At 33.2% G+C, this 14,435-nt stretch carries 7 protein-coding genes and 1 pseudogene; 5 read left to right on the plus strand and 3 right to left on the minus strand.

Translation table 11 applies throughout. The features are described 5' to 3' along the window. Nucleotides 1-51: 51 nt before the first annotated feature. From ACZ0AH_RS16155 to ACZ0AH_RS16170, 4 genes and pseudogenes are all read left to right on the plus strand, one after another. Entirely contained in the window at nt 52-777 is a 726-nt protein-coding gene (locus ACZ0AH_RS16155) for a hypothetical protein (RefSeq protein ID WP_463476825.1), read from the plus strand. 246 nt (nt 778-1,023) lie between these two features. Continuing rightward, a pseudogene (locus ACZ0AH_RS16160) lies at nt 1,024-3,277 on the plus strand (TonB-dependent siderophore receptor). Between the two features lie 219 nt (nt 3,278-3,496). Continuing rightward, nucleotides 3,497-4,816 carry an APC family permease gene (locus ACZ0AH_RS16165; protein WP_463476826.1) on the plus strand — a complete coding sequence of 440 codons (1,320 nt, stop codon included), beginning with the start codon at nt 3,497-3,499 and terminating at the stop codon, nt 4,814-4,816. Between the two features lie 515 nt (nt 4,817-5,331). Then, complete coding sequence (locus ACZ0AH_RS16170; RefSeq protein WP_463476827.1) at nt 5,332-8,247, plus strand: S8 family serine peptidase; 2,916 nt, start codon at nt 5,332-5,334, stop codon at nt 8,245-8,247. A gap of 85 nt (nt 8,248-8,332) precedes the next feature. On the opposite strand, the gene ACZ0AH_RS16175 is transcribed toward ACZ0AH_RS16170, so the two are convergent. Continuing rightward, nucleotides 8,333-10,969 carry a valine--tRNA ligase gene (locus ACZ0AH_RS16175; protein WP_463476828.1) on the minus strand — a complete coding sequence of 879 codons (2,637 nt, stop codon included), beginning with the start codon at nt 10,967-10,969 and terminating at the stop codon, nt 8,333-8,335. A gap of 272 nt (nt 10,970-11,241) precedes the next feature. On the opposite strand from ACZ0AH_RS16175, the gene ACZ0AH_RS16180 reads away from it, so the two are divergent. Further along, on the plus strand, nt 11,242-11,622 hold the full coding sequence (locus tag ACZ0AH_RS16180; RefSeq protein ID WP_463476829.1) for a DUF1573 domain-containing protein: 381 nt from the start codon (nt 11,242-11,244) through the stop codon (nt 11,620-11,622). Nucleotides 11,623-11,750: 128 nt separating this feature from the next. On the opposite strand, the gene ACZ0AH_RS16185 is transcribed toward ACZ0AH_RS16180, so the two are convergent. Both ACZ0AH_RS16185 and ACZ0AH_RS16190 read right to left on the minus strand, forming a co-directional pair. Continuing rightward, nucleotides 11,751-12,233, minus strand: a complete 483-nt coding sequence (locus ACZ0AH_RS16185) for a hypothetical protein (RefSeq protein ID WP_463476830.1) — start codon at nt 12,231-12,233, stop codon at nt 11,751-11,753. Nucleotides 12,234-12,331: 98 nt separating this feature from the next. Continuing rightward, complete coding sequence (locus ACZ0AH_RS16190) at nt 12,332-14,431, minus strand: OmpA family protein (RefSeq protein WP_463476831.1); 2,100 nt, start codon at nt 14,429-14,431, stop codon at nt 12,332-12,334. Between the last annotated feature and the right edge of the window lie 4 nt (nt 14,432-14,435).

The following is a 14,435-nucleotide window of genomic DNA, read 5'->3' on the forward strand; positions in this document are numbered from 1 at the left end:
TAAATACTAAGTTTGTAGCATAATTATTTAATAAAACTTAAACCTCATCTTATGAAATCTAAAACTTTAAAATCAATAACATTTTTACTTTTAATGTTAGTTGCAAGTCCACAATTGTTTGCGCACGCACTTTGGATCGAAACTAAAGCAACCGGAACAAAAGGAAAAGCACAGGAAATTTCAATTTTCTTCGGAGAATTTTCAGATGATGATATTACGCCTTCTGCAAAATGGTTTTCTGATTTAAAAGATTTTTCATTGGTTGTAATTAGTCCTTCCAAAAAAGAAATCAAACTTACAGCAACAGCTTTAGACAATAAATACCAAGCTTTTTTTACACCAGATGAAGATGGCGTTTATACCGTTGTAATGCATCATACTGTAAAAGATGTTTACGGAACAATGAAGTTAGATTATAACTCAAGTGCTACGGTTACAGTTGGTAATGCTGCAAAAGGCAATGAAGCTGCTGCAAATTCAAACATTATTAGTTTGTTTTCTAAAGATGCGATAACTGCCAAACAAAAAACAAAAGTAAACGTAAACGCTTTGTACGAAGCTAAAGCCGCCAAAGAGCAAAAAATGAAAGTAATTGCTCCTAATGGCTGGGAAAAAGAATTGTGGAGCAATGAAAATGGTGAAATCTCTTTTACGCCAATATGGCCTGGAAATTACATGCTCGAATTTGCTTATACAGAAAAAACTGCCGGAGAACACAATGGTAAAAAATATGAAGAAATCTGGAAAATGGCAACTTATTTAATTACGGTAAAATAATTATATCATCAGAAATTTCACTTTAAAAAACCTTGCTTTTCCAGCGAGGTTTTTTTGTTTTAACTTAAAAAACAATTCATTTTTTTTTAAAATTAAAAGATTTTTCTTGCTTATTTAAAAAATAAACAATTAACATATAGCTAGTTATAACATTAACGATAATTAATCTAAATAAACTTTGTTAAAGAACCTATACCTATTTATATTTGCAAAAAATTATTTTTAATTATTCTTAATAAGATCAGCATGAGGTATAATTTACTACTTATTTTATCATTTTTAAGTTTTGCATCATATAGTCATGAGTATTCAAGTGCCGAAAACACTTCGACTGTAAGTGATACTGTAAAAAACAAAAAAGGAGAAATTCTTAATGAGGTTTTGATTACGGCAAATAAACCTAAAAAACCAATCGAGGCAGCTCGTTCCGGTATCAAAGTAATGGATTTACCTCAAAGTGTTCAAATCATTGGCAATGAAATAATCGAACAGCAACAAGCCATCAGATTAAGCGAAGTGGTAAAAAACATGAATGGTGTTTATGTATCATCTGCCCGTGGCGGTGCTCAGGAATCTTTCTTTTCAAGAGGATATGACATGTCTGCCAACAATATGTTTAAAAATGGATTCCGTTTTAATAGTGGTTCAATTCCTGAAGTTTCTTCTTTAGAAAAAGTTGAATTTTTAAAAGGAAGTGCCGCTTTATTATACGGAAATGTTACTCCGGGTGGAATTTTAAACATGGTTACCAAAACTCCAAAATTTACATCAGGCGGAGAAATTTCGATGCAAATAGGAAGTTATTCGTACTATAAACCAGCTATTGATTTTTACGGTCCTTTAAATAAATATATTGCGTATCGTTTTACCGGTTCTTATGAAAATTCAGAAAGTTTTAGAAGATGTAGTTAAAAACGAGCGTATTTATTTTAATCCATCTTTTCTTTTTAATGTAACAGACAAAACGCAAATTACAGTTCAGGGAGATTATTTGAGTGCTGACTGGACTCCTGATTTTGGAACCGGAATTATTGGAAAAGAACTGGTAGATGTACCACGCAACAATTTTTATGGGGCGCTTTGGTCAAACGGAAACACAAAAACAGCAAGTGCTTCTGTATTAGTAAATCATAATTTTAATGATAATTGGAAACTGAATTTCAATTCTTCTTTTCAAAACTATGACAGAACTTCTAAATCTACTGCTCAATTAGCAACTATTGATGCTAATGGTAACTGGACAAGACCTTTAGTTCAAAATCAAAATTTAGAAAAAATATTTGGAGATCAGTTAAGCTTGCAAGGTATATTTAAAACAGGAAGTATTAAACATCAGGTTTTTACCGGAGTTGATTACGAGAATTCATATGCAACAGCTTATACTTACGGTTTTTTTACTTCGCCAACTTCTAACACAGTTGCGAATTACGATACTATAAATCTTTATACTTTTGATCCTGCAAACCAAAGAACAGACGAACCAAATTCAAGAATTACCGCAATTGCAAATACAAAAACAGAACGTTTTGGAGCTTATGCACAAGATTTGATTTCGTTTACAGATCAAATAAAACTTTTGGCAGGTATTCGTTGGTCCTGGCAACAGTCACAAGTAATTACAGATAGTTATAAAGTAAATCCAACTTCTGTAACTACTACCGAAGCTGCAAAACGTATCGATAAGGCTTTCTCTCCAAAATTAGGTCTGGTTTATCAGCCAACAAGAAATACGTCTTTATTTGCCAGTTACTCTAACTCTTTTACACCAAATAGCGGACTTACAGTTGATGGTAATATAATCGAATCATCCATCATTGATCAATATGAAGCGGGTATTAAAAAAGATTTCTTTAGCGGATTATTGAGTACAAACGTAACTCTTTATCAAATTACCAATAGTAATTTAGCACAAACTGCACCATATCAAGCTGATGGTGTTACACCAAATTCTGATACCAACATCAAAATGCTGGGTGGAGCAACAAAAAGCAAAGGTATCGAAGTAGATATTACGGCAACTCCTGTTGAAGGTTTAAATATCAATGCCGGTTACAGTTATAATGATATGCGTTATACTAAAACTTCAGGAACAAACGGGAGTTTTATTGAAGGTGATCGTGTAGCCAGAACTCCTGCAAACACAGCGAACTTGAGTTTTTTCTATAAAATACCAAACGGATTATTTAAAGGAGTGACTTTTGGAGCTATCGGAAACTATATTGGAGAACGTTTGGGAGGATGGAATGATGATTATTTGTGGACTGCTGTTAAACCGGCAACTACGCCGCCAACTTACGTAGTAACAATCAGAGACCGTGATATTCCGCTTGACGGATATACAACAATAGATGTTTCAGCTGGTTATGAATGGAGAAAATTCTCGATTTTATGCAGACTTTCAAACATTACAAATGAATTGAATTATACGGTTCACGAAAATTATAGTGTAAACCCAATCGCACCTCGTCAGATTATGGCAAGTTTGCGCTACAAATTCTAAAGTTTGAATTAGATTTTTAATACCAAAAAGCTTTTTCTGCATCCTTCATTTTTGAAAAGCAGAAGAGGTTTTGGCTTTTAAATTCAAAACAAAAAAATAGTTATTAAGCCTCGTTTAGCAATAAATGAGGTTTTTTATTTTAAAACAAAAAGTGATTGAATTATAGCTATTTTTGTTGAAGTCAAATTGTAAACTTAAATAAAAAACAAAATTCCAAATATGTCAGATTCCCCAAAAAACCAATTAAAAAAGAGTTTAGGATTAAGTTTTAATATCGCCGTATTAATTGGAGGAACAATAGGAGTTGGAATTTTAAGAACACCGGGGTCAATTGCAGGATTATTAGATAATTTCTGGCTCATTATTGCTTCCTGGCTTTTTGGCGGATTATTTGTCTTAATTGGCGCAACTTCATACGCAGAACTTGCTACAATGATTCCGAAAGCCGGCGGATCATACAATTATATCAAAAGAGCTTTTGGAGAATATGCCGGTTTCCTTTCGGGTTGGTTTGATTATATTACAAATGCAATTCCGCCCGCATTTTATTGCATTGTAATCAGCGAATATAGTATTATTTTGTTTCCAAGTCTGGCTAATTATTCAACCGTAATTGCCATTTCATTATTATTAGCCTTTGTATTATTACACTTAAGTGGAATAAAAAACGGAAGCGCCATTCAGCAAATTACCAGTTTTATTAAAGTAATTTGTTTTGTTTGTCTGGTTGTGGCTTGTTTTATGTATTCGGGCGTAAAAGTTGCTCCTATTCAAAAAAATAGTTCTCTTTTTCAAATCGGACTTATATTTGGGTTTTTCAAATCGCTTCAACTTATTATTGGCACTTATAACGGTTGGAATAGTGTTTGCTTTTTTGCAGAAGAAAACGAAAATCCCGGCAAAAATATTCCGAAATCATTGTATAGCGGTGTTTTGCTTGTTATAGCAATTTACATCTTAATTAATGTTGCTTTTTTCTATGTGCTGCCAATCGAAACTGTAGCAAAATCTAATTTGGCTGCAGCCGATGTTGCCAATATTATTTTTGGAAAAAACGGAGCTATTATCGTTACTGTTATTTCGATTTTTTCTTTAATCAGTATTTTGAATGCTTTCATGATGATTCCGCCAAGAATTTTATACGGATTAAGCCGCGATGGTTTTTTTACCAAAAAAGGAACAACCGTTAATAAAGGCGGAACTCCAATTGTGGCACTTTTGGTTTCTTCTTTATTCAGTTTATTTTTGATTTGTATCGGTTCTTTTGAAGTTTTATTCTCTTTTGCAGCCTTTACTTCTATTATTGTTTGGGGATTGGCATATTGTTCTTTACTAAAACTCAGAAGTTCAGAACCGGATTTACCAAGACCGTATCGTTCTTTTTGGTATCCATGGAGTACGATAATTGCTATTGTAGCTTCACTCGCTTTATTAATTGGTTTTGTTTACAGCGATCCAAAAAGCTTTTTGATTATTCTGATTATTACGGCAATTTCTTATCCTTTATTTTTGGTTTTGAGAAGAAAAGGAAAAGGATAAAATCATCTGAAAAAGAATTGTATCATATTCTTTATCATCATGTAATATGTATTATATTTAAAGAAAACCGTCTCAATTATTAAATTGGGACGGTTTTTTTATGTTTTTTTTACCACATCCATTTTAAACCTTACTTCTCAAAACGATTGATGTTACTTGTGCTTTCTGTGGTATTTTACTATCAAATTGAATTAATTTTTTCTGTGATTCCTGATTTTTTTCCTACAAAAAATTCAATTATTTAAAAATCAGGTATTTATACGGTATTCATCTTCACAAACTTTAACGAGATTTGTTTTGTTTAAGTAAAATTCATACAAAATATAAATTATTTGTAAATAAAATTACAAAAACTGTTTTTCAAAAGTATTTTCTATTAACCTTTTAATACTCACAATTATGAAAACGAAAACCCAATTGCTTTATGAATTTCCCCGAAATATAAATGACCGGAGTCCGCCCTTTCTTCTGAAAAAAACTATACTAAAAAATAACCCCTTAATAATCAAAACTATATGAGAAATTTTTACAAAATTATTTTCTTTTTTGTATGTGGAATGATGTATTCCCAAACTCAAAATGATATTGAAAAGATTAAATCTGAAACAAATGTCGCAGAACTGGAATCTTTAAGTGTACGATACAGAGATGAAGCCGTGAAAAATAAGGAAAGGGCAATAAGTCTTGCACGGACTAACGGCTGGAGTCTGACATTTATTAATAAAGATGGTACACAAAGTGAGTTAATGGATGTTTCAGCGGACGGAAAATCTCCAATTTATTTTACCCCAGAGAATGCCGATGCGGCAAAATCAACCCGAACTAATTATTTAAATTCCGGCGGTGGTTTAGGGCTGGCTCTTAACGGACAAAGCATGACCGCTTATGTTTGGGACGGAGGTGCCACGCTTCCTACTCACAACGAATTTGGCGGAAGGGTTTCTATTTTAGATGGTGTCACCACTATTATTACCACAAACAACAATAGCCAGCATGCCAATCATGTTACGGGTACTATTGCTGCTGCAGGTTTGATTGCTCAGGCAAAAGGAATGGCTTATCAAGCAAATGTAAAAACCAATTATTGGGATTTTGATGTAGCCGAAGCCACAACAGCCGCTGCAAACGGAATGTTGATCTCTAATCATTCTTATGGATGGACGCTAAGAAATGCTTCAGGTGCAGTTATTATGGCACCATGGCGATTTGGAGCTTATGAAACTTTTGCAAGAGATTGGGATGTTATCATGTTTAATGCACCGTATTATTTAATGGTAAAAGCTGCCGGAAATGATGGGACTGATAATACTGCGAATCCAAGTCCGTTAGGAGGTTTTGCCAGCTATGATAAGCTTACAGGGTATGCAACCGCAAAAAACAATCTTGTAATTGCTAATGCTAATGATGCTGTAATTAGCAGTACCGGAGCATTAACAAGTGTTACCATAAATAGTTCGAGCAGTCAGGGGCCTACAGACGATTTAAGAATAAAGCCTGACCTTACAGGAAACGGTACTGCTCTTTATTCGACTGCTGCTTTGACAAATCCAATAACTCCTTTAGCAAATAACAGTTATGGAAATGCAACCGGAACTTCAATGGCGTCTCCTAATGTTACCGGAACATTGCTTTTGCTGCAACAGCATTACAAAAACAAAACCGGTGGATTTATGCGTGCCGCAACCTTAAAAGGATTGGCTTTGCATACTGCAGATGATGCTGGAATACCGGGTCCTGATGCTATTTTTGGATGGGGTTTACTGAATGCCAAATTTGCAGCCGAAACCATTACAAAAAAAGGTACGAATGCTATTATCGACGAAAATACCTTAAATAATGGAGCCAATTATAGTTTTACAGTAACTTCTGACGGTGTAAATCCTTTAATTGCTTCTATTTCCTGGACAGATCCGGCGGGTGCAGCTAATCCTGGAAGTATTGTGAATGTTAGTACTGCGAGATTGGTAAATGATTTGGATATTCGCGTAACCAATTCAGCGGGAACTACTTTTCCTTATAAATTATTAACAGCTACCACAAACGGATTGGGTGATAATACCAGAGATCCGTATGAAAAAATCAGGATCGTTGGAGCTTCCGGCACTTATACGGTAACTATTTCTCATAAAGGAACTTTGGTTAACAATCTTCAAAAATATTCTGTTATTGTTACCGGAATCACTGCTCCGTTAGCTAATCTTTATATAAAAGACAGACCATACGATATTGGATTGGAACCAAATCCGGATTCAGGACCTATGTGGATAAGTGATGATATTTGGGTACGCCAAAATACTGATGGAGGACTTGTACATGAAAACCCGGAATATAAAACAAGCTCACCAAATGCGGTATACATCAGAGTTTATAACAAGGGAACTGCTACTAATTCTGCGTCAAAAGTAAAACTTTATTTTGCCAAAGCTTCTACAGGGCTAACATGGCCTACAAACTTTGTTAATTTTACTGTTGGACCTCTGGTATATGGTGATTTTATTGGCGAAGTAAATATTCCGGCCATAACAGCGGGCAACAGTGCAATTGTTATGATTCCGTGGTATCCGCCAAATCCAAACGATTTTGGATCTGATCAGCACCACTTTTGCTTAGCAGCCAGAATTGAAGCTTTTGGTGATCCAATGTTTAATGAAGTAAACAATATTAGTATTGGTGCAAATGCTAAAAACAACAATAATATTGCCTGGAAAAATCTAAGTGTATATAATTTAAATACTACCGATGCTGTAGCACCAACAGCTGTTTTTATTAGAGGAATAAAATCTAAATCTGTAAATATTAAATTCACAGATAAAGGATTTAATGAAGAACTCAAAAATAATTTCTTCGAATTGGGCGGAACAATAGAAGCGACACTTGATCCGAGCTTATTTGAAAGAGCGCAAGCAAATGGAAGCTTGCGAAGTGTAAAAATTATCGATAAAAATAAAATTCTTATTGATTCCAGAGATGCGGCAATTACGAATTTACCTATCGATAACGGAGAAACTTTTGCTATAGCATTTGATTTTAGGGTAGCGAAAGATTTTTCTGCTAACGAACAAATTACTTTAGATGTAATTCAGGAAGATGCCATAAAAGGTGAATTGGAAGGCGGCGAACGTTTTGCACTTGTAAAAGCTGACAAAGCTAACACCAGAACAACTGAAATAGCACTTAAGGAAACTGAGGATTCCAGAGTATTTACTATTTATCCTAATCCTACAAACGGAATATTTAAAATAAGTATTAACAATGAGGAACAGGGAACTTTGAAAATAACAAGCTTTTATAATAGTGTCGTTTTTGAAGAAAAAACCAGTAAACAGAAAGAGTTTAATATAAACATATCCAATCAAAATGCTGGAATTTACATTGTTCAGTTTATTTCTGAAAATGGAACTGTAACCACCAGAAAGATTATTAAAAATTAATCTCTGAGTTTCAGATTATGGTAAAAAAAATCCCAATACTTAAAATTAAGTATTGGGATTTTATATTTAAAAGTAAATCTGAATTTTATTTCAACCCAGCAATACTTTGCTCGATTGTAGCAATTTTTGCTAAAGCATCTGCTTCTTTTTGTCTTTCGTTAGCCAAAACTTTTTCTGGTGCTCCGCCAACGAATTTTTCGTTCGACAATTTTGCCTGAACAGATTTTAAGAAACCTTGTGTATAAACTAACTCTGCAGTTAGTTTTGCAATTTCAGCTTCAACATCAATATTTCCTCCAGAAATTGGAATGAAATATTCATTTGATTTTACACGGAAAGATAATGCTCCGTCAACTTTAGCCGAAACATATTCGAAAGCTGAAATATTACCTAATTTCGTTACGATTGTATCAAAATAAGTCGAAATATTCTCGCTGTTGATTGCTTTTAATTCGATAGTATCTTTAAAGGGAATATTTTTATCTTTTCTAATGGTTCTTATTCCTGAAATTACTTCGATTGTGCTTTCAAAATCAGAAATTAAACTTGCGTTAAACGGTTTTAATTCTGGCCATGTTGAAACAATTAAAGCTTCTTCCGGAGTTCTGTCAGCAATTAAATGCCAAATTTCTTCGGTTAAGAAAGGCATAAACGGGTGAAGTAATTTCAAGTTACTTTCCAGCATTTCGATTGCTTTATCAAAAGTTACTTTATCAATTGGCTGTTGGTACGCCGGTTTAATCATTTCTAAGAACCAAGAACAGAAATCATCCCAAACTAATTTATAAATAGCCATTAACGAATCTGAAATTCTGTATTTCTCAAAATTATCTTCGATGTCAACCAAAGTTTGCTGTAATTTCGCTTCAAACCATTCGATGGCTACTTTTGATGATTCCGGTTGCGGAATAGTTTCAGAAACTTCCCAACCTTTAATCAATTTAAAGGCATTCCATATTTTGTTAGAAAACGCTTTTCCTTGGTTACATAATTCTTCATCAAACATAATATCGTTTCCTGCAGAAGCACTTAAAAGTAATCCTACACGAACTCCATCTGCACCAAATTTTTCGATCAAGTCTAAAGGATCAGGAGAATTTCCTAATGATTTAGACATTTTACGACGTTGTTTATCACGAACTAAACCAGTTAAATATACGTTTGTAAACGGTTTTTCACCTGCATATTCGTAACCTGCAATAATCATTCTCGCAACCCAGAAAAACAAGATATCCGGACCTGTAACCAAGTCATTAGTTGGATAATAATATTTATAATCTGCACTTTCCGGATCCATGATTCCACCAAAAACGGACATGGGCCAAAGCCAAGATGAAAACCAGGTATCTAAAGCATCAACATCTTGTCTTAAATTATTAATTGTTAATTGTGGATTGTTCGTTTTTTCTTTAGCTAAAGCTAGCGCCTCTTCGATGTTTTCTGCAACTACAAAATCTTCTTTTCCGTCTCCGTAATAATAAGCAGGAATTTGTTGTCCCCACCATAATTGGCGAGAAATATTCCAATCGCGAATATTGTTTAACCAATGCGCATACGTATTTTCGAAACGTTTTGGGTGTAATTTAATTTCTCCCGTTTCTAAAACCGATTTGATTGCCGGTTTTACTAAATCTTCCATTTTCAAAAACCATTGATCTGATAATCGTGGTTCGATTACGGCTTTGGTTCTTTCTGATGTTCCTACTTTATTCAAATGGATTTCGGTCTTCGCCAAAGCTCCAATTTCTTCTAATTCTTTTGCAATTTCGGTACGAACCACAAAACGATCTTTGCCTTGATAATGCAATCCAAAACTATTTAGCGTAGCATCTTCATTAAAAATATCAACTATTTCAAGATTATGCTTCTCCCCAAGTGTTTTATCGTTCATATCGTGTGCCGGAGTTACTTTTAAACATCCGGTTCCGAATTCTACATCTACATATTCATCTTCGATAATCGGAATTACTCTTCCACAAATAGGAACGATGGCGCTTTTACCTTTTAAATGTGTAAAACGCTCATCATTCGGGTTGATACAAATTGCTGTATCTCCAAAAATAGTTTCAGGACGAGTTGTGGCAATGGTCAAAAATTCCTCAGTTCCTTCAATTTTATAATTTAAGAAAAATAATTTCCCTTGTTGTTCTTCATAAATAACTTCCTCGTCAGATAAAGTTGTTTTTGCTTCAGGATCCCAGTTTACCATTCGGTAACCTCTGTAAATTAATCCTTTATTGTATAAATCTACAAATGACTTAATTACAGAAGCTGACATGTCAGGATCCATCGTAAATTTGGTTCTTTCCCAATCACAAGATGCTCCTAATTTTTTAAGCTGATCCAGGATTACTCCACCATATTTATCTGTCCATTCCCAGGCGTGCGCTAAAAATTCTTCGCGTGTTAAATCGTTTTTATTGATTCCTTCTGCTTTTAATTTTGCTACAACCTTAGCCTCAGTCGCGATTGATGCGTGATCCGTTCCCGGAACCCAACAAGCGTTGAAACCTTTAAGACGCGCTCTACGAATTAAAACATCCTGAATTGTATTGTTCAACATATGTCCCATGTGCAAGACTCCTGTGACGTTTGGTGGCGGAATTACAATTGTATAAGGTGTTCTATGATCTGGTTCTGAATGAAAATAATTATTTTTCATCCAGTAATCATACCATTTGTTCTCGATCGTTTTAGCGTCAAACTGTGCTGGAATTGTCATTTTAGGTTGTTTAAATCGTTGATTTGTTTAACTGTTTAATTGTTTTTTTTTGAAACTGTTTAATTGCTTTTCTGCTTAATATTATCATTTATAAATCAATCAATTGATTAAACGAAATGACAATTAAACAATCAAACAATAAAAGTGGTTCAATTTTTGTAATTATAACTGACAGCAAAAGTAAATAATTAAAGACACTATAAAAAGCGAATTAATAATTTGTGTGTTAATTAAAAGAATGTATATTTACTTACAACTTAAAATAATTTCAAATGAAAAATGTTGCCTCTTTTATTGCAATCGTATTGTTTAGTGCAATGGGTTATGCCCAAAACGGCCCTAAAATTGAATTTGCGGCCCAAGACAATACAATTGATTATGGAAAAATTTCTAAGAGTGATAATGCAGTTCGTTCTTTCGAATTTACAAACACTGGAGATGCTCCGCTATTGATTACCGGTGCAGAATCTACAGTAAGCACTATTATCGTGACAAAACCTGCATCTGCTATTTTGCCTGGAAAAAAAGGAAAAATTGATGTGAAATACAATATGGCTTCGGGACCAATTCGTAAAACAATTACCGTTGAGTCTAATGCAGTAAATTATCCTGACGGCCGAGTTGCCTTAAAAATTAAAGGTGAAGTTTTATAAAAAAAATCTAAAAATAGTAAAAGCCGTTTCTTTAATAAGAAACGGCTTTTTTTATGCTTAAAAGTTAGATTGTCAAATCTTTGTCAAAGTTTAAAATTTTGACAAAGATAATTATATGTAATTAAAATTTACTTTTCAGCACATTCTACAGCAGCAAATTTATATTTAACCTTTTCAAAATCAATAGGTTTATCTTTTACTAAATAAGTAACACCCATTGTAGTTTGCATCGTTCCGTTTCCTAGAATAAGTTGATTATCACGTTTTAAAAATGCCATTGGGTTTTTAAATTTTGTGCTTTTATTGGCTGTATCAACAAAAGTATAATCTACAAATAGTGTATCGCCATGGAATTCTCCTGCAACCTCACCGGTTCTTTCTGGCGCATTAGCAACTTTCATGACCATATCTCCGCCAATTTTTCCATTTTTCAGCGTATTCACTTTTAGATTAATTGTATCTTTTTCATAAATCGCTTTATAACATTCCGTCTTTACAACCTTCTCATCTTCAGATTTGGTGGCTTCAAGTTCTTTCTGTTTTTGATCATTTTTACAACTTTGAAATGCAATGCAAGCAAAAAGCAAGCAAAATGTGATATGGTTTTTCATGGGTTAAATATTTTAAAGTTTATTGTTATTTTATAAAATTAAATAAAAAAGAAGCCAAAAAAAAGGCTTCTTTAAAATTATATTTTTAGAAATGAATTTTATAAATTCTTAATTACAAATTCGCTTCTTCTGTTCAATTCGTGCTCTTCTTCTGAACACGCATCATCTGTTTTGCATTTTATAATTGGCACAGATTCTCCGTAACCTTTGGCAGAAACTCTACTTGCATTTATACCGGACTGAATTATAAATTCTCTTGTTGAATTGGCTCTTTTTTGAGATAAATCTTCATTGAATTTTGCATTTCCACGAGAATCTGTATGTGAACCAATTTCGATTACCATTCCCGGATATTTCTTCATTAAAGCCACAACTCTGCCTAAAACCACTTTAGATTCTTTACGAATATACCACATGTTGTAATCAAAATAAATAGGATCTGTTTTTATAATTAATCGGTCTTTATCATCTTTTACAACATCTTTTTCCTGTTTTAAAATTTCAGCAACTTTCTCTTTTTTCTTTGCTTCTGTCGCTTCTACCAAAGCAATGGCAGCTAAAGCTTCTTTTTTCTTATTCTCTTCTTCTATAATAATTTCCTGCTTTCTCTTGTTTTCTGCATTTTGTTTTTCTTCCAATTTAATTGCATCTAAAGATTTAAGCGCCAATGAACCATCATTTGTTGCGTACCTGACTTTTCCAATCTCTAAAGTTTTCGATTCGTTGGTATATTTTTCTTTAAAAGCAACAATTGTATACGAGCTTTCGCAGGCAACTGTAAAACTGAATTTTCCATCTGCAGGAGTTGTTATTGTCTCTAATGTTTTTTTGTTTGAATCCTGCAACATTACGGTCGCATTTTCCAGTGCTAAATTGGTATCAATATCTGTAATTGTTCCTGCAATATATTGTTTACAATCTTCGACAATTAAATCTTTTGTTTCTTTAAATTGATAGATATCATCGTTTCCTTTTCCGCCTTCTCTATTTGATGCGAAATAGCCTTCTTTGGTATTTGAATCAATATTAAATGAAAAATCATCTAAATTAGAGTTTAAAGGCAATCCGATATTGACTGCTTTTGAATACTCATTTCCGTTAATATCCGATACAAAAACATCGAGTGCGCCGTAACCCAAATGTCCATCAGAAGAAAAATAAAGTTTATTATCTGCAGAAGCAAAAGGGAATTGTTCTCTTTTATCTGTATTAACATTTGGACCTAAATTTTTTGGTGTATCAAATGCTCCTTTATTTACGTTTACCGAAAAAATATCCAAAGAACCTAATGTTCCCGGCATATCAGAAGCAAAATACAATATTTTTTCATCAGCACTTAAAGCAGGATGTTCTACAGAATAATTTGGACTATTAAAGGGAAGTGATGTTATATTTGTCCACTTTCCATTTACCAATTCAGCTTTAAAAATTTGAAGATTCGAGATTTTCTGATCGTTTTTTTTCTTTTTTCCGTTTTTAGAATTATTACGCGTGAAATAAATTGTTTTTCCATCTTTGGTAAAAATGGCATTCGATTCGTGCATTCCGGTTTTTAATTCATCAGCAAAATAACTTACAGTTGCTTCCTGAGAATTGATATTGTTAATGGGCGTTGTAACTAAATTTAAATACGTTTCATTGTCCCATTTGAACTTTTTATCAAATAATCCCGGTTTCAATTTTACTCCGGCAAAAACTAAATTGTTGTTGTATTTTACAGCTCCAAATTCAGAATTTGGCGTATTAATAGCAAGATTTTTAATTTCAAATCTTTTTCCGATTGCCGAAACATTTTCTAATGTTTTGATATCTCTTTCAAAATTAGCAAGATCTTCACTATTTGCAGATTTAGAATAATACTCTCTTAAAACAGCATTTGCATCATCATAACTATTAGTAGCTTTTAGCGTTTGTGCATATCTAAAATAATATTCTTTGTTTAAATCGTTGCTGTAGTTTTTAACCAAAAGCCTGTAATAACGCTGTGCTTTTACAAGGTCATTTGTGTAATAATAAGAATCTGCCAGATTTTTAATTACTTCTTGTGAAGGCTTTTCTTCGGCAAGTTTTTCATATAAAATAATAGCTTCACTGTAATATGTTTTATCAAAGAATCTTTTGGCTCTGATTAATTCCTGATCCTGAGCATTTATAAACTGTATTGAAAATACGAATATAATAACGAGTAGTTTTTTCATATTT

The sequence above is a fragment of the Flavobacterium sp. AC105 genome (genome assembly GCF_979258495.1).

Excerpts from the sequence above, each read along its gene's own strand:
- ACZ0AH_RS16155 (WP_463476825.1), top strand. The coding sequence starts at position 52 with ATGAAATCTAAAACTTTAAAATCAATAACATTTTTACTTTTAATGTTA.
- ACZ0AH_RS16165 (WP_463476826.1), top strand. The coding sequence starts at position 3,497 with ATGTCAGATTCCCCAAAAAACCAATTAAAAAAGAGTTTAGGATTAAGT.
- ACZ0AH_RS16170 (WP_463476827.1), top strand. The coding sequence starts at position 5,332 with ATGAGAAATTTTTACAAAATTATTTTCTTTTTTGTATGTGGAATGATG.
- ACZ0AH_RS16175 (WP_463476828.1), bottom strand. The coding sequence starts at position 10,969 with ATGACAATTCCAGCACAGTTTGACGCTAAAACGATCGAGAACAAATGG.
- ACZ0AH_RS16180 (WP_463476829.1), top strand. The coding sequence starts at position 11,242 with ATGAAAAATGTTGCCTCTTTTATTGCAATCGTATTGTTTAGTGCAATG.
- ACZ0AH_RS16185 (WP_463476830.1), bottom strand. The coding sequence starts at position 12,233 with ATGAAAAACCATATCACATTTTGCTTGCTTTTTGCTTGCATTGCATTT.
- ACZ0AH_RS16190 (WP_463476831.1), bottom strand. The coding sequence starts at position 14,431 with ATGAAAAAACTACTCGTTATTATATTCGTATTTTCAATACAGTTTATA.